General features: G+C 55.5%; 18 protein-coding genes. All 18 read left to right on the top strand.

The features are described from left to right. The first annotated feature begins 1 nt into the window (after position 1). The 18 genes from ACAM_RS04570 (at position 2) to nuoN (ending at position 16,524) form a co-directional block, all read left to right on the top strand. On the top strand, positions 2-850 hold the full coding sequence (locus tag ACAM_RS04570) for a mechanosensitive ion channel family protein (protein ID WP_062661828.1): 849 nt from the start codon (positions 2-4) through the stop codon (positions 848-850). After that, positions 834-1,106 carry a KEOPS complex subunit Pcc1 gene (locus tag ACAM_RS04565; RefSeq protein ID WP_022541646.1) on the top strand — a complete coding sequence of 91 codons (273 nt, stop codon included), beginning with the start codon at positions 834-836 and terminating at the stop codon, positions 1,104-1,106. The genes ACAM_RS04570 and ACAM_RS04565 overlap by 17 nt, the downstream gene beginning before the upstream one ends. A 25-nt stretch (positions 1,107-1,131) precedes the next feature. After that, positions 1,132-1,503 (top strand): prefoldin subunit beta, encoded by a 372-nt coding sequence (locus tag ACAM_RS04560; RefSeq protein WP_022541645.1) that lies wholly within the window; start codon positions 1,132-1,134, stop codon positions 1,501-1,503. Then, positions 1,481-1,813: a hypothetical protein gene (locus ACAM_RS04555; protein WP_022541644.1), complete on the top strand. Its 333-nt coding sequence runs from the start codon at positions 1,481-1,483 to the stop codon at positions 1,811-1,813. Before ACAM_RS04560 ends, ACAM_RS04555 begins: the two co-directional genes overlap by 23 nt. Further along, positions 1,767-2,777 carry a DHH family phosphoesterase gene (locus ACAM_RS04550; RefSeq protein ID WP_158318595.1) on the top strand — a complete coding sequence of 337 codons (1,011 nt, stop codon included), beginning with the start codon at positions 1,767-1,769 and terminating at the stop codon, positions 2,775-2,777. Before ACAM_RS04555 ends, ACAM_RS04550 begins: the two co-directional genes overlap by 47 nt. A 108-nt stretch (positions 2,778-2,885) precedes the next feature. Further along, positions 2,886-3,632: an ERCC4 domain-containing protein gene (locus ACAM_RS04545; protein ID WP_022541642.1), complete on the top strand. Its 747-nt coding sequence runs from the start codon at positions 2,886-2,888 to the stop codon at positions 3,630-3,632. 50 nt (positions 3,633-3,682) lie between these two features. Next, on the top strand, positions 3,683-5,893 hold the full coding sequence (locus ACAM_RS04540) for an elongation factor EF-2 (RefSeq protein WP_022541641.1): 2,211 nt from the start codon (positions 3,683-3,685) through the stop codon (positions 5,891-5,893). A gap of 170 nt (positions 5,894-6,063) precedes the next feature. Next, positions 6,064-6,480, top strand: a complete 417-nt coding sequence (locus ACAM_RS04535) for an NADH dehydrogenase subunit 3 (protein ID WP_022541640.1) — start codon at positions 6,064-6,066, stop codon at positions 6,478-6,480. Positions 6,481-6,497: 17 nt separating this feature from the next. Next, positions 6,498-7,097 (top strand): NADH-quinone oxidoreductase subunit B, encoded by a 600-nt coding sequence (locus ACAM_RS04530; protein ID WP_022541639.1) that lies wholly within the window; start codon positions 6,498-6,500, stop codon positions 7,095-7,097. Next, positions 7,094-7,684 (top strand): NADH-quinone oxidoreductase subunit C, encoded by a 591-nt coding sequence (locus ACAM_RS04525; protein WP_232502276.1) that lies wholly within the window; start codon positions 7,094-7,096, stop codon positions 7,682-7,684. Before ACAM_RS04530 ends, ACAM_RS04525 begins: the two co-directional genes overlap by 4 nt. After that, entirely contained in the window at positions 7,669-8,913 is a 1,245-nt protein-coding gene (locus ACAM_RS04520) for an NADH-quinone oxidoreductase subunit D (protein ID WP_022541637.1), read from the top strand. The genes ACAM_RS04525 and ACAM_RS04520 overlap by 16 nt, the downstream gene beginning before the upstream one ends. 30 nt (positions 8,914-8,943) lie before the next feature. Beyond that, positions 8,944-9,978, top strand: coding sequence for an NADH-quinone oxidoreductase subunit NuoH (nuoH, locus tag ACAM_RS04515; protein ID WP_022541636.1), 1,035 nt, complete (start codon positions 8,944-8,946; stop codon positions 9,976-9,978). Between the two features lie 127 nt (positions 9,979-10,105). Then, positions 10,106-10,666 (top strand): NADH-quinone oxidoreductase subunit NuoI, encoded by a 561-nt coding sequence (gene nuoI / locus ACAM_RS04510; RefSeq protein WP_062661834.1) that lies wholly within the window; start codon positions 10,106-10,108, stop codon positions 10,664-10,666. Next, complete coding sequence (locus ACAM_RS04505) at positions 10,656-11,138, top strand: NADH-quinone oxidoreductase subunit J family protein (RefSeq protein WP_022541634.1); 483 nt, start codon at positions 10,656-10,658, stop codon at positions 11,136-11,138. Before nuoI ends, ACAM_RS04505 begins: the two co-directional genes overlap by 11 nt. Positions 11,139-11,145: 7 nt before the next feature. Next, complete coding sequence (locus ACAM_RS04500) at positions 11,146-11,454, top strand: NADH-quinone oxidoreductase subunit NuoK (protein WP_022541633.1); 309 nt, start codon at positions 11,146-11,148, stop codon at positions 11,452-11,454. Positions 11,455-11,459: 5 nt separating this feature from the next. Next, entirely contained in the window at positions 11,460-13,001 is a 1,542-nt protein-coding gene (locus ACAM_RS04495) for a complex I subunit 4 family protein (protein ID WP_022541632.1), read from the top strand. Positions 13,002-13,019: 18 nt separating this feature from the next. Then, positions 13,020-15,125 carry an NADH-quinone oxidoreductase subunit 5 family protein gene (locus tag ACAM_RS04490; RefSeq protein WP_198407775.1) on the top strand — a complete coding sequence of 702 codons (2,106 nt, stop codon included), beginning with the start codon at positions 13,020-13,022 and terminating at the stop codon, positions 15,123-15,125. A 13-nt stretch (positions 15,126-15,138) separates the two neighbouring features. Then, positions 15,139-16,524: an NADH-quinone oxidoreductase subunit NuoN gene (gene nuoN / locus ACAM_RS04485; protein ID WP_022541630.1), complete on the top strand. Its 1,386-nt coding sequence runs from the start codon at positions 15,139-15,141 to the stop codon at positions 16,522-16,524. The last annotated feature ends 123 nt before the right edge of the window (positions 16,525-16,647 follow it).

Below are 16,647 nucleotides of genomic sequence, written 5' to 3'. Positions count from 1 at the left end.
GGTGGCTATAGGCGGGTCTGCGGCTGAGGTCCTCTCTAGCCTCGCAAGCCTGCCTCTTGAGAGGGTGGGTCTGGCCCTGCTGATACTTGCCGTAGGGCTGGTTGCGGCTGTTGCTGCGAGAAGGGCTATCGAGAGGTATGGGTCGAGGGTTTTCCCCCGCGATATTACAGTTCTGCTGGCTAGGTCAACCTACTATATGGTACTGTTTCTAACGGCGGTGGCTGTACTCCAGGCTCTGGGGATCGAGCTTACAGCCCTCCTCGTCGCGGGAGGTTTCGCAGGTCTGGTGCTGAGCCTTGCTCTACAGCCCCTCTTCTCAAACTTCTTCTCAGGCCTCTACCTCTACGGGGAGAAGAGCCTTGTCATCGGGGATCTAGTCTCTGTAGGCGGTTTCATGGGGAGAGTGGTGGAAGTCTCCACAATGTCCACCAGGATCAGGACGATAGACGGCGAGGTGGTAAGGATACCTAACTCGAAGATAATAAACGACTACATGGTGAACTATAGCAAGAGTGCGGTTAGAAGGCTTACCTTCAAGGCTTCGATAGCCTATAGAGAGGACATAGGTAAGGCTATAGAAACTATCTCGAAAGCGCTCGGCGATGTCTACCTTGTCCTCAAGGATCCTGAGCCGGAGGTGTATGCTTCCGAGCTGGGGGACAGCGGTGTCATAATAGACGTTAGGGTATGGGTGCCCACAGACTATTGGTACCAAGCGACAATGCAGGTTATCAAGACTGTTAGGGAGGCTCTGGCTAGGGAGGGCATTGAGATACCGTTTACGCAGGTGGATGTGTGGTTCAGAACACCCCTCAGCATCGGGGGAGAAGGGCGTGAGATACAGGGCTAAGCTCAGGTTCTGCCTGGGCGAAGACTCCGAGACTGTCTATAGGAGCCTGGAGGCCGAGGCCAGGCAGAGGGGGCCTGCGAAGGGTGTCGTAAGACTGTCTATGGATGGTGGTTGTGTGGGGCTAGACATTGAGGCACGCGACCTGGCGGGTTTAAGGGCCATAGCAAACAGTTTTATCCTCCTCATACACGCCTCAGTATCAGCAATACGTGGATCGTATAGGGGTGGGGGGCTCAAGGATAAATCTCCCCATTAGGAAAGTGTATCCCGGTTGAACGGCTATGGTAGAGAGGCTACCGCCGGAGGTTGAGGCTAAATACACTAAGTATCTCAAGCTTAGGGAAACCCTTAGCGTTGTCATGAGGGAGAAGGCCACTGTAGAGGCTGGGCTTGCTGAGGTCGAGAGCGTGCTCAAAGAGCTTGAGGGGCTGCCGGACGACGCAGAACTCTATAGGCTCACAGGTTTCGTGCTCGTGAAGAGGAGTAAGAATGAGATAGTCGATGATCTCAACAAGAGGAAGGAGGATCTAGAGCTGAAGCTGAAGGTGCTTAAGAGCCAGGAGGAGCACCTTAAGAAGGAGCTTGAGAGGATAGAGTCTGAGCTGAGGAGGCTCTTGCAGGGAGGGGCACTTGGAGGGGCGAAGGGAGCATAGCCCGCAAAGCCTAGAGGAGGCTTTGGTGGAGTTAGAGGAGAGGATAAGGAGGAGGCTTCAGGAAGCCCTGGGCTCCTCTACACTGCATTTTACAATAGTGGTTAAAGCCTCGGGCGATGAAGCCGGGATATCCAGCCTTAGCGTGGAGGTGGAGGCGGTTAGGCCTGGTCTTGAAGGTCTGCAGGATATTGTGGATGCCATAGTTGAGGAGGAGGTTAGGAGGCTTGAGGAACGCCTCAAGACTGGTGGAAGCTTTAAGAGCGTTGGCAGGCGGCGGGGTAGGGAAGAGGTCGGCGGTGATAACGCATAGAAACGCCGATCCCGACGCTGTGGGGGCTGCTCTGGTTATTCGCGAGGTCCTCAAGACCCTAGGACACATCCCCTGCCTCTACAGCCCTGAGGGGGTTTCAAGGCTTTCTAGGAAGCTCCTTGAGGCTGTGGGCGAGAGGTTCGAACCCCTGTGTAGTCTGGATGAAAAGCCTATAGCAGCTATTGTGGTCGACGCGGCCAATCTAAGCCAGATAGCAGGGGCGGAGAAGCTCTTCGAGACGGCACGGTTTAAGGCCGTCATCGACCACCATGAGAGAGGATCCATACATGAGGCAGTAGATGTAGCGGTTGTAGACCCCGGTGCGGGCAGCTCAAGCGAGCTCGCAGTCAAAACGGCTGTCGAAGCGGGGGTTAAGATACCATCCCCTGTGGCAACCGCAGCCCTGGGAGGCATAGTATACGATACTGGCCGCTTCCTGAGGGCCTCTAGGCTTAGCTTCGAGGCCGCAGCACACCTGATAGCCCTCGGGGCGGACTATGGGAAGGTGCTTGACACCAGCCGGCAGAAGGGTAGGAGGGACAGGGGGGATCTATCCCTCAGGCTGGCTAAGTTGAAGGCTTACTCCCGCCTCAGGGTGGGGAGGGCGTGTGGCGAGCTGTTGATAGCTGCAACATACATTGGTAGTTTCGAGAGCACTGTTGCAAAGAGCCTAGTGGACGAGGCCGCGGACGTTGCCATAGCTGTGGCCGAGAGGGCCACGGAGTTCAGGGTGTCCGTGAGGGTCTCACACCTAGCTCTAGAGAATGGGGTTACAGCACAGGCTATAGCATCCATGCTGGCGGAGAAGTTTGGAGGGGAGGGTGGGGGGCATGATGAGGCTGGTATGGCCCACATACCCTACTCGGCGGCGGCCAGCGCGGAGGAGATGGCGGAGAAAGCGTTTAACCTTGTCTCGGGGAGGCTCGGCTGGATGTGCGTGTCAAAGCGTGAAGAGAGGAGATAATGATTGTGTAAACGCTGGGCAGGCGACGAGTGGTCTCCCACCTCTTATCCTCGCCATCTAACTAGTTGGGTTGAGGAGGTGTTCGGGGTATACTTTGGGGCGTGAGTGTTGGAGAGTGGAGGGGGCAGAAGCGGCGGTCAGAGACCTAGGGTTTATGCTGATGTCAGGGAGGAGAAGAGCCCTGTGCCAGCTATACTGGAGAGTCTAGGTGTTAGGGTTATAGTAAGGCAGCTTCCTATGGGTGATTATCTAGTTTCCGACTCCATAGTGGTCGAGAGAAAGACCAGTAATGACTTTGCCAGGAGCCTCTTCGACGGTAGACTCTTTGAGCAGGCCTCGAGGCTCGCCGAGCACTACGATATCGTCTTCATTATAATAGAGGGACCTCCTGTTCCAAGGCGCTATAGGGGGAGGGAGAGGAGTCTCTATGCATCCATGGTCTCCCTCCAGCTGGATTATGGGGTTAGGATAATGAACACTATGGATCCGAGGGGCACGGCACTCGCGATCGAGAGCCTGGCCCGATTCTCCTCCAGAGGCGGCGGCCAGAGGATAGTTATTCATAAGAAGCCTAGGCTGTCCGACATTAGAGAGTGGCAGCTCTACATACTCCAGTCTTTCCCCGGGATAGGGAGGAGAACGGCGGAGCGGATACTTGAACGGTTCGGTAGCCTAGAGAGGTTCCTCACCGCTTCTAAGGCCGAGATATCCAAGGTTGAGGGTATAGGTGAGAAGAGGGCGGAGGATATAAAGAGGATTCTCATGACACCCTACAGGACCTCCCCGAGTGGGGCTAAAAGGCCTGCTAGTCTGGAGGACTTCTACAAGAGAGGCGGGGAGGGGGATTCTGGATAAGCTAAAAACCCCCGGCACTCACCGGCTAATCTTGGAAGGTGTCGCACACCATGGGAGCTAGAGTAAAGGTTGTATCTGAGATAGAGAAGATAATGAGGAATATAGACCAGATAAGGAACATAGGCATAATAGCCCACGTCGACCATGGAAAGACGACCACGTCAGATAGCCTCCTGGCAGCCGCTGGCATTATATCCGAGAGGATCGCTGGCGAGGCCCTTGTACTGGACTATCTGAACGTGGAGAAGCAGAGGGGAATAACCGTTAAGAGCGCTAACGTCAGCCTCTACCACGAGTACGAGGGTAAACCCTATGTCATAAACCTCATCGACACCCCAGGCCACGTCGACTTCTCGGGCAAGGTCACCAGGAGCCTCAGGGTGCTGGACGGCGCCATAGTTGTTGTTGACGCTGTTGAGGGTGTGATGACCCAGACTGAGACAGTCATACGCCAGGCCCTCGAGGAGAGGGTCAGGCCCATACTGTTCATAAACAAGGTTGACAGGCTGATAAAGGAGTTAAAGCTCCCTCCCGAGAAGATACAGCAGCGCTTCGTAGAGATTATCAAGGAAGTCAACAACCTCATAGACCTATATGCAGAGCCCGAGTTTAGGAAGAAGTGGAAGCTAGACCCCAACGCTGGTATGGTAGCCTTCGGCAGTGCAAAAGACAAGTGGGGGATCTCGGTCCCGCAGGTCAAGAAGAAGGGTATCACATTCAGGGAGATTATACAGGCCTATGAGAAAGGCAAAGAGGCTGTGGCCGAGCTGTCGAAGAAGATGCCTCTCCACGAGACCCTGCTTGACATGGTAATAAAATTTGTCCCGAACCCGCGGGAGGCTCAGAGGTACAGGATACCCAAGATCTGGAAGGGCGATATTAACTCTGAGATCGGCCAGGCCATGCTCAATGCAGACCCCGACGGGCCTCTCGTGTTCTTCATAAACGACGTCAGGATTGAGAAGGCAGGGCTCGTTGCTACTGGTAGAGTGTTCTCCGGCACCCTCAGGAGCGGAGAGGAGGTTTACCTACTTAACGCTGGCAAAAAGTCCAGGCTGCTCCAGGTCAGCATTTACATGGGACCCTTCAGAGAGGTTACCAAGGAGATACCCGCTGGTAACATAGGTGCTGTGATGGGCTTCGAGGATGTGAGGGCGGGTGAGACTGTCGTTTCGCTCGGCTACGAGGAGAACGCTGCTCCCTTCGAGAGCCTTAGATATGTTAGCGAGCCGGTTGTAACCATTGCGGTAGAGCCGGTTAAAATACAGGATCTCCCTAAGATGATAGAGGCTCTGAGGAAACTCACAATAGAGGACCCCAACCTGGTTGTGAAGATCAACGAGGAAACCGGAGAGTACCTCCTCTCTGGAATGGGTCCGCTGCACCTCGAGATAGCCCTTACAATGCTTAGGGAGAAGTTCGGCGTCGAGGTCAAGGCGAGCCCACCCATAGTGGTATACAGGGAGACGGTTAGACAGCAGAGCAGGGTGTTCGAGGGTAAGAGCCCTAACAAGCATAACAAGCTCTATATAAGTGTAGAGCCCCTGAATGAGGAGACGATAACGCTTATCCAGAATGGGGCCGTCACCGAGGACCAGGACCCGAAGGATAGGGCGAGGATCCTTGCCGACAAGGCGGGTTGGGATTATAACGAGGCTAGGAAGATATGGGCGATAGACGAGAATATAAACGTGTTCGTCGACAAGACGGCGGGAGTCCAGTATCTTAGGGAGGTTAAGGACACTATAATAGCGGGGTTCAGGTTGGCTCTCAAAGAGGGCCCGCTGGCGGCGGAGCCTGTGAGGGGTGTCAAGGTAGTCCTCCACGACGCGGTGATACACGAGGACCCGGTTCACAGGGGCCCCGGGCAGCTGTATCCAGCAGTTAGGAACGCCATATGGGCCGGGATACTGGACGGCAGGCCGACTCTTCTCGAGCCGCTCCAGAAGCTTGACATAAGGGCGCCTATGGAGTATCTAAGCAACATTACAGCGGTCCTAACCAGGAAGAGGGGCAGAATAATCAACGTCGAGACCACAGGGGTGATGGCCAGGATAATAGCAGCCATCCCTGTGGCCGAGAGCTTCGACCTAGCCGGGGAGCTGCGAAGCGCCACCGCCGGGAGAGCCTTCTGGGGCGTCGAGTTCTACGGCTGGGCTCCAGTGCCGGACCAGATGCTCCAGGACCTTATTTCCAAGATAAGGCAGAGGAAGGGCCTACCGCCGAACCCGCCCAAGATCGACGACCTGATCGGCCCCTAACCAACGAGGTAATGAGGCCCCCTTCTCTTCCCCTCATACTTTATTAGCATTATGACAGTTTATCAAGTGTTTACACGGGTAATGGAGGGCTTCCGGCTCGAGCGGGACTCGAGGTATATTCACCCCATATTTTAATGTTACATAATAGTGATACGCCTAGGGTTCGGATATTGGGGCTCATAGAAACGCTATACAGCCCCGGCGTGATGCTCTTAGTTTCACTTGTACTCATACCCCTACTCGTTATAGGGGCTACAGTAGCCCTCGTTATACTGCTCAAGCTAGTCACCTCCGGCAGGCCGGATGTGGAGAAGATAGAGTATAGGAAATATCTAAGGTATGACGCGGGCAACCCCCCCAGGCCGGGCGACTTCCGGCGGAAGGTAAGCATGCAGTATCTCGGCTATCTCATACTCTTCCTGGCCGTCGAGCCTATAGTAATATTGATGGCCCTCATACTGATAGCGCCGAGGGAGGCGCTGGCGAGGGTGATATTTCTATATATCGCTATATTACTGATCTACGCTCCACTCCTATACTATGGCATTAGAGAGTCCAGGCGGCTCGAAGCCTGGATACTCGGGTAAAACTGGGGGTGACTGCATTGGCTCTCGAGAGCGAGGATAAGGTCTACGTTGGAAATGTTGATGTCGCGGCCAAGAAGGCTAGAGACATTCTCCTCGGCAAGGTACCTCTGGATAAAATAGTTGACTGGGCCACGAGCTTCAGCCTATGGCCAGTCCACCTGACTACAAGCTGCTGCAGCACCGAGTTCGCCGCAACCTTCGGCCCAAGGATTGACGGCGAGCAGTTCGGGGCCCTCCCCTGGGTCGGCCCTCGGCAGACGAACCTGATCATAATAGAGGGCACTGTTACCAAGAAGATGGCGTGCGCCGTGAGACTGACCTGGGAGCAGATGCCCCACCCCAAGTTCGCAATTGCCATGGGGGCGTGCGCCCTGGACGGCGGCCTATTCTACAACAGCTACAATATAGTCAAGCCGTGGCAGGTACTCCCCATAGACATATATATCCCAGGATGCCCGCCCAGGCCGGAGGGCGTGGCTAGGGCTATCGTAGAGCTCCAGCGGAAGATTAGGAGTAGGAAGATAGCCAGCGGCTGGGTAAAGGAGGGCTGGAGGCCCGACAGGGAGCCACTAATACCGACGGAGGATCTTTGCGGGTGGGCTGTGAAGAAGGTGTGAAGGAGAGGGGAGGTGCCTTGGCGTCTGGTGATGTTGCCGAGGAGGGTAGGCTAGCGTCCCAACCCAGGGATGCCGAGTCTACCCTGGCGAAGGCAGTGGAGATGGCTGAGAAGGCTCTTAGGGAAATAGGTGTCGAGTTTAGGCGGGATGAAGGCAAGGGGTTTGTGGACTTCATAGTCAGCGTTGACGATCTAGTAAAGGCTGCTGAGGCCCTTAAGGCGGCTGGTTTCGACCATGTAGTCAGCGTAACTGCAGTGGACTACCCCAAGGAGAGGAAGTTTAGAGTCGTATACCACGTCTCAAGCTACCTCGACCCCCACCTTAAGGGCGCTATAGTCGGCTTGGGAGTGGAGATCCCTAGAGTAGAGAAGCCCTCGATGCCTAGCCTCTCCCAGGTTTGGGTAAGCGCAGAGTTTCAGGAAAGGGAGGTTTACGAGTTCTTCGGGATAGAGTTCGAGGGCCATACGGATCTTAGGCCTCTTCTCCTGACCCCTCCTGTGGCTGAGAAGAGGCCCTTGAGGAAGGACTTTGTTGTTAGGGAGGAGAGCATTTACGAGGGGGTGCCTAAGGAGTGGTCGAAGGCGTAAGGGTTTACGGCGGCTGGAGGGACGATCTGGGCCTTAAGATCATACCCTCGAAGAAGGTTGCCAAGGACCTGTACGAGATATACATAGGCCCACAGCACCCTGGCTCGGGCCATATGAGGATAACCATAAGGGTCGACGGCGACATAATTGTAGAGGCCGATCCCGACATAGGTTATGTCCACAGGACAATGGAGAAGCTTGGCGAGATCAGGGGCTGGATAAGGCCTATACCGCTATTCGAGAGAATGGCTATACACGACGCCTGCAACATAACACTACCCTACGTTCTGGCTGTCGAGAAGCTTATGGGGGTGGAGCCTCCACTCAGGGCTAAATACCTGAGGACGCTCCTCTGCGAGATAAACAGGATAGGTGCGCACCTCTACGGCTTCGCGATATTCGGAGTATTCCTTGGCCACAGCACCATGTACATGTGGGCTATGGGAGATAGAGAAGTGTTCATAGAGCTCGCAGAGGCTCTCACCGGTGCAAGGCTAACCCACTCATACCCCATACCGGGTGGCGCCCGGAGGGACATACCAGCCGACTTCCCAGACATGGCGAGGAGGGCTGTAAAGTATTTGAGGAGAAGGCTGGATGAATACGCGAAAATATTCCTTAACAACCCGGTTATAAGGAGTAGGCTGGAGGGGGTTGGTGTTATACCGAAGAGGGCTGCTGCGGAGATGGGCCTCGTAGGCCCTAACGCACGGGGCAGCGGGATAGATTATGACGTGAGGCTCGTTCACCCCTACGATGCCTACCCCGAGCTCGACTTCGAGGTCCCCGTGTTCGAAGAGGGGGACGCCCTGGCTAGGACCTATGTTAGGGTGGAGGAGATCAAGCAGAGCCTAAGGATTATAGAGCAGGCTGTTGAGTGGCTCGAGAAGCATCCAAGGGAGCCTATAGTTGATAAATACCTTTATGGAAAGTATCCTCCGCTGCATAAGAAGGTTCTCGAGTCTGAGGGGAGGGCGAAGCTGCTTCCTACCGTAGCGGCCATGAAGGTCCCGGCAGGAAGGGCTATAGGTAGGGCTGAGACGGGCAGGGGCGAAACGGTCTATTACGTTGAGAGCGATGGGGGGGTGAACCCCTACAGGGTTAGAATAGTGACGGCCAGCGCTAGGAACGTGATAGCGTTCAAGTACGTGCTCCCAGGCCATAGGGTTATGGACATACCAGCCATCTACGGCAGCCTAGACTATTTCCCACCGGAGGCTGATAGGTAGACCCCTGGATGGTTCAGGGGTGAATATGGGATGTCACTCCTTAGTGCGCTGCTCGCTATCATCTTCTACCCGCCCATATGGCAGCTGCTCATACTAGGCTTCGGCGGAGCCCTTCTCATAGCTATAGTCGCGGTATGGTTCGAGAGGAAGGCGGCTGCTAGGGTGCAAAGGAGGATAGGGCCATATTGGGCGAGCCCAAGGCTCGGCGGCCTCCTACACCTGGTTGCCGATATGATGAGATATGCGTTCCAGCAGGTGATAATCCCCAGGACTGTAGACTACTTCCCCTTCCTCGTAGCCCCGATAGTGGGTATGGCGGTATCGATACTGCCATTCGCAGTAGTACCCCTCACCTCTAACCCCAGCTACTGGCCCCTCCCGCCGGGTCTTATCGAATATAGCCTCCTACTCGCCCTAGCAATATCAACACTGCCACCAATCTTCCTCATCGTAGCAGGCTGGGCGGCCAACAACCCCTTCACTATAGTGGGCGGCGTCAGAGAGGCCTTCATAATCCTGGCTTATGAGCTGATAGCCATACTCTCGCTCCTAGCATCCGCCGTAACTGTGGGCAGCTTCAACATAGTGGATATAGTGGAGGCTCAGGGCTTCGTCAAGTGGTTCATAATACTCAACCCCCTGGCGTTCATAGCAGCCCTCATAGCCATAGCCATGTCCACCTCGGCCTTCCCCTTCGAAATACCGGAGTCCGAGCCAGAGGTGGTTGCAGGCCCCTTCACAGAGTACTCGGGCATCCTCTATGCACTGAATATGGGAGGGGCGTACATGAGAAGGTTCGCCTTCAGCCTTATTGTATCCCTAGTACTCCTGGGAGGCTGGTATCCCATAGTTCCCGGCGAAGGGGTTGTGACCGGCTACCTACTGCCAAGCCTGGTTGTGGTGGCGAAGGCCACTCTCGTCACTCTAGCTATAAGCTTCCTCAGGGCTGTCTACGGGAGGTACAGGCTCGATCAAGCGCTAGACCTGGCGTGGAGGCTTGTCCTTCCGCTGTCTCTCGCGGCTATACTGCTGGCGTTAATAGAGGCTTACCTGGGCATAGTCTAGCTTGTAAAGCCTGGCACGGCATCACGTAAATACCTCCTTTTAATATACTCTCCTCGTGAACTCCTAGTTCATGGATTATATATTTGGATCTGTGGCAGCGCGAGATGGATGTTGTGGGGTGTCGATAATGCCTCCGAAGGCGGTGGCTAAGACTCTTCCCAGAAGGGGTGGGCTGTTCGCTGGAGTGGCGGATAATCTAGCGGCCCTAATGATAGGCCTAAAATATTTCGTTAATCCCAGGAGGTTCTCAATATACTATCCTAGGGAATATCCTGAGCTCCGGCAGGGTTACAGAGGTTTTATAATCCTTAACAAGGCTAAGTGTATAAGCTGCGCCGCCTGCGCAAGGATATGCCCCAGCGCCGCCATGAAGATGATAAGAGTACCGGTTCCACACCCTAAGGAGCCTGAAAAGACGGTTACAAAACAATTCCCTGTCATAAACTACCAGCGGTGTATCTTCTGCGGTTACTGTGTAGACATCTGCCCGACCGAGGCGCTCTACCATGTTAACTACCACGACATAGTGTACGACAACCTGGCCGAGATGTTCTGGGATCTAGAGACGTTCCAGAAAGAGCCGGAGTACAGGACGGCGCTTGAGGGGACGCCGATAAGGCTTGTGATACACGAGGAGTATGGGCTAGTTAAAATACCTGTGAGGGGTGCCGAAGAGAATGGCGGGTAGCCTCGAGGCAGCGGTACTCATTGGAGTAGCAGGTCTCGCAACCCTCTTCAGCATGTTTGTAGTTAGGTATAGGGACATGGTATACGCCAGCGCCTCACTAGCGCTCGTGGGGCTGGCCTCAGCCGCAATACTGGGCCTTCTAGGCTTCCCGCTGGTGGCAGTCTTCCTCGTTATAGTGTACGTTGGCGCCGCGGTAATGTTCATCATAGTTAGTGTGAGCATGCTCGGCGGTGGAGGAAGGGAGGAGTGGGATGACTGGAGAGGATTGGCTGCAGCGGCCGCAGCCTTCTCCACAGTCATACTCTTAGGATTCGTAGGCGGCCTCTGGCAGCTCTATACGGCCCCGCAGCCTGTGAGGCTAGACAGCATAGCTCTAATACTAACCAGAGATCTCTACCCGGTGATAATAGTGCTGGCCGCCGGCCTGGCAGCCACTATCCTCGAGGGTATAGCTATAGCCAGGAGGAGGTGAGGGGAAAGTGGCAGACGCAGCCCTGTCGCAGGTAGTGGTATTGCTGTCCGCCGTTCTAGCGGCTATAGGCGCCTACGGTCTAGCCGGCTCCAAGAATCTAGTGAGGCAGCTGATATCCGCCGAAGTCATATTCAACGCCATACTGCTCCTGATTATAGTCGTCCTCAGCGGGAGCAGCCTTGCAGCAAACATCCTTGGTATAATGCTTGTTATAGTCGTCTCTGGCGAGATAATAGTTGTCGTCGCCCTTGTAGCCGCCCTCTACAGGAGGCTAGGCACCCTCGAAACCATGCCCCTTGAGGAGGAGGGGGTGTAGGCAGTATGGAGCTAGGATTCCCACTACTCTGGCTAAGCCTGATCCTGCCTATACTCGCATCTCTAACCGTAGTGGCTCTCCCACCGAGGACTGTATACTGGCTTCTCGCGGCGGCCCTGGCAATCCCCGGTGTTGTATCAACCTATTACGCCTTCCAGGGCGTACTTTCTGAAGGCGTTGTAGACCCTCTGAGCATAGACCTATCCAGGGTAGGAATCGGGGTTGTGGCGCTCGCCGTCGACGGGTTCTCCTATCCTTTCGTCCTAGGCGTGTCCATTGTAACAGCCCTTGTCGCCGTCTATAGCTACAAGTACATGGCAGTGAGGATAGGGGAGATGGAGCGTGAGGGAGGGAGAGCCCCTGGCCATGCAGCCTACCTAACCCTATACAGCATATTCTCCTCGGCGATGCTCGGCATAGCCTACTCGCTGAACTTCCTACTGTTCATAATCTTCCTGGAGCTTAGCCTCCTATCCTCCTTCCTTCTCATAGCCTTCTACGGCTATGGAGATAGGAGGAGGATAGCGCTCCTATACTTCGTTTGGACCCACATAGCCGGGGCTCTAGCGCTGCTAGGCGGCCTCTACTACGTTATAAAGACTGGCACTTTCGACGTCGCCACGGTCGAGGGCGGTAGGATAGTCTACTTTGCGAGCCCCGTGGACAGGAGCGTATACGCAGCGATTGCCGGCGTGAGCCTCCTCCTCGGGATGCTCGTGAAAATGGCGGTCTTCGGCGTCCACATGTGGCTGCCATACGCCCACGCAGAGGCGCCTACACCCATCTCAGCACTCCTATCACCAAACCTGATAGGCCTCGGAGGCTACGGGATAGCCAGGTTTGCAGCTGCATTCTACCCGTGGCTGCTTGAGGACCTCAGACCGCTGCTGCTCGGGCTTGCCTTCGTCACCATAGTCTACGGTGGTCTAGTGGCTCTTTCACAGCTAGACTTCAAGAGGTTCCTGGCCTACTCGAGCATAAGCCAGATGGGCTACATGCTTCTAGCCCTGGCGACGCTGCACCCCCTAGGCTTCGCGGCCGCAAGCCTAATCTTCCTCGGCCACGCCGTTGGCAAGGCTGTCCTCTTCATGACAGCCGGCGTTTTCATAGCCGAGGTACACGGGCTGAGGAATATTGCCAGGATGGGAGGGCTGGCCAGACTCTATCCACTCACGGCGGCGGCAGCCCTGATAGGCTTCCTGCACCTAGCCGGCATCCCCCCCGCCTTCGGCTTCTGGGGTGAACTCTACCTCACACTCTCCGTGATAAACTATCCAGGCTACAGCGATGCTCTGAGCCTCGGCCTCCTGACAATCATTCTTATAACCGCCTTCACTGTAACAGCCGCCTACTCGTTCATAACTATGAGAAGGATATTCTTTGGCAAACCCCGCTCCGAGATATCAGCGAGGGAGGAGGTAGATGGGTTCAAATCGACGGTAGCCCTCCTTGCGGTCCTCGGAGTAGCCCTATTCCTAGTAGCAGGCCCTATGGTCACCGACCTAGCCGCATCTAGCCTCGCAATGGTTGAGGCCTTCCTCTCGTAGACCCCGGGGGTGGTTATGGTGGCTGTGGAGAGCAGCGTGATAAATCTCCCCCTAATGCCCTGGAGCCTCGTATGGATGGCTCCCTATCTCGCAGCGGTAGTGATAGCGGTTGGATGGCTTCTAGGAGTTAGGAGGGAGTCTTTCTATGGCTGGGTGAGCGTCGCTGGAATACTTGTGTCAGCCCTGTTCTCAACGTATCTCGCGAAGCTTGTTCTAGTCGACGGGAAAACGGTGCACGTGGGGGCAGATAGTGTTTGGATACCCCACCTTGGAGTAGGCTGGGGCAGCTACTTCGACGGCCTCTCTGCAATCATGAGCCTCGTAGTCTCATGGATAAGCCTCCTGATCGCCGTCTACTCTATAAAATACATGGAGGGTGACTGGGGTTATGGCCGCTACTTCTTCATGATATCGTTCTTCGTAGGAAGTATGATGCTCCTAGTTGTCGCCGACAACCTCGTCCTAATGTTCGTAGGCTGGGAGGGGACGGGCATAGCGAGCTACGCCCTGATAGGCCACTGGTACACCGACGAGGAGGATTACTGGGTCGGCAGGCCGGGTAGGAGGGTGCTAGGTACGCCTATGTTCTTCGAGCCGAGCCATAGCGCGGTGAGAGCTATACTATTCACGAGAGTAGGGGACATAGGTTTTCTGATAGGGATTGCAGCCCTCTACATTACCGCGGGAACATTGAGCATACCGGAGCTAGCCTCCACGGCACACGTATGGCTGGCTGAGTTCGCAGGCCAGGGAGTGCTGCCCCTGCTCCTACTAGTATTCACCCTAGGTGCCCTAGCCAAGAGCGCCCAGATCCCCTTCCACGAGTGGCTTGTAACAGCGATGACAGGCCCGACCCCTGTCTCAGCACTTATACACGCTGCCACTATGGTTAAGGCGGGAGTGTATTTCGTGCTGAGATTCACCCCAATAATCGTGACTGGCGCTCTCGCGGTGGGGGCGCCCGAGGTCCTCGGCGGAGTGAACTCTTATTTCACCCTTCTAGCCTGGATAGCCGTTCTAACAGCGCTGCTCCTATCCCTCATGGCTTTAGTGAGCGACGAGCTGAAACTCATACTAGCCTTCTCAACAGCAAGCCAGCTCGGCTATATGATACTAGCGGCGGCGGCCGGAGGCATAGTAGCCTCAGCCCTCGCAGGCGGGAGCGCCGCCGAGCTGGCTGGCGAGGGAGTAGCAGCCGGCCTAGGCCACCTGGTCAGCCACGCAGTCTTCAAAGCCGCCCTCTTCCTCGCAGCAGGATGGGTTATACACGCTGCCCACAGCAGGTTCATAGACCACATGGGAGGGTTCGCCAGGTATATGAGGCTGACAGCCCTGGCGTTCTGGCTCTCCGGCTTAAGCCTAGCCGGGGTGCCGCCGTTGAGCGGGTTCTTCACAAAGGAGGAGGTAGTAGCGGTCGCATATAAGGCCGAGCCGTTTATCGGAGGGCTAGCTGCGCTAACCGCCCTGCTCACAGCCGCATACACAGCCCGTATGATAATCAGGGTCTTCCACCTTCCACCCTACGAGAAGGGGGTGGAGGAGCACCTCCACGAGGCGCCGCCGCTAATGCTTGTACCATACACTATACTAGCCTTTGCAAGCCTGGTGCTCGGGCTATGGTTCACAGGGTTCTTCGACACACTATCGAAGGCGGTGACCCTGAGCCTGGCCGTGGAGGAGGCGCTCGTGAAATTCAAGGTAACAAGCCTCACCTACAGTGTCGTAGCTGGAGTTCTAGCCTCCATAGCTCTCGTGGCCGGGCTCTACATGGTGCTGAGGGTCGACTTCAGGAGAATTATAAGAGAATACTCCATCGCCTCAGCGATACATGGGTTCCTGTATGATAGGATGTACTTCAACGCTATAGTGTATATAGTCGTCCTGGGGGGTGGCGGGGCCCTAGTCGCCGCTCTACAGGAGCTAGACCTCGGTATAGACCTGCTCTACCATTCCATACTCGTGGCCGCGGGAGGCGGCCTAGCGTTTCTGGCCCGGAAGATATACAGGGGCAGGACAGATTACATTATCGCACTTTACATAGTTTCCCTTGCCTTTGCCGCTCTGGCGGCTTACGCCGCGTTTGAGGACAAGATCGGCCCCCTGCTCAGGATTCTTGGAGGATAGGGAGGTGGGTTCTATGGTTAGTGCAGAGCTTGTCGGGAATGCTGTCGCAGGCCTCATATACGTCGAGCTAGCCCTGGCTGTTATCATACCAGCTATATACGTGGCGGCGCCGGGCCTTGCCAGGTATGTGCAGGCGCTGACGGGCGTTGCCGTTCTAGCGTTTTTGATAGCCTCGGCAGCTACAGTTTACTATGTCTTCTCGTACGGTAATCTCACTACAGCTAACAACATGATCGTGCATGACAAGCTGTCCTCTGTAATGCTGCTTGGAGCGGCTATTGCAGCTGCACTAGCATATATACAAGCTTACTACAAAGCAGAGGAGTGGCCAACACACCCAGGATACTACGGCCTCCTACCTCTAACCCTATTCGGAACCTTCTTCCTAATGGGAAGTCTAAGCCCCTTGTTAATACTGGCTTCATGGCTAGTGCTCTCAGTGGCCACGTACATCATAACAGGGTTGCCTGGCGATAGAAACAGCGTGGCAGCGGCCGTCAGATACATCTATGTAGGCACACTGGCCACACTTTTCATGGCCGCTTGGATAGCCGCATTCTACGCTGGCCTCCGGCCTCCGCTAGCTCTTGAGGCTCTGGCGATTGTCGCTATAATGGCTAGCATAGGGTTCAAGCTTGGCGCCTTCCCCTTCCACTGGTGGGTTCCAAACGTATATGGCAGGGCTGACGGCAGGGCCATTGCTATAGTTGCGGGCGTCGCTAAGCTCGCCTTCCTAGGCCTCCTGGTAAGGCTAGTATACACGCTTTCAGGAGGCCTAACACCCTTTGAAGCAGACGCCCTTGCCCTCCTACTCGCCGCATCGGCAGTAGTCACAATGACTCTTGGAAACCTCTCCGCACTGAACACAGGAGACCTGAGGGCGATGCTTGCATACAGCAGTATCGCACAGACCGGATACCTCCTCGTTGGCATGGTGGCGGTTGCCAACCTAGTGAGCGCCGGAGTTAACCCGACAATAGCGCTGGCGGGGATAGGCCTCCAGGCTGTAGCCTACGCCGTAGCCAAGGCCCCCCTCTTCAGCCTAGCCGCGGAGACAGAGGGCAGGGTTAAGGGGATACTCAAGGGAGACTGGGCCTCTGCTGTGAGCGTAGCCATACTGCTGGCAAGCCTGTTGGGCGTCCCCCCGCTCATAGGCTTCTGGGGCAAGCTCTACATGTTTCTACCAGCCACAAGCTACAGCTCAATACTAGTACTTATAGCCCTCGTCAACAGCGGAGTCAGCTCCGTCTACTATATCAGGTTCCTCAGGGACGCGTTTGACGAGGCCGACGAGGCCCCCAGCATAACAGAGGAGAGTAGGTATGTCTTAGTGCTCGCAGCCCTGGTCACACTCTTACTGGGCCTCGCAGCACCCCTAGTTGTAAACTCCTTCTTTTAACCTAATGTTCCAGCCCCAATCTAAGTTAAAGGTGTAGAAAGGGGCTTCACCTTCCCGGAAAACTTTCCCTAGGCTACCGATAGTTAACTCGCTAACAGAGTTACCAGCTCTGGCTATATACTT

Origin of the sequence: Aeropyrum camini SY1 = JCM 12091 (assembly GCF_000591035.1) — an archaeon.
GTDB lineage: Archaea > Thermoproteota > Thermoprotei_A > Sulfolobales > Acidilobaceae > Aeropyrum > Aeropyrum camini.
This window is presented reverse-complemented; position numbering and strand designations above follow the sequence as displayed.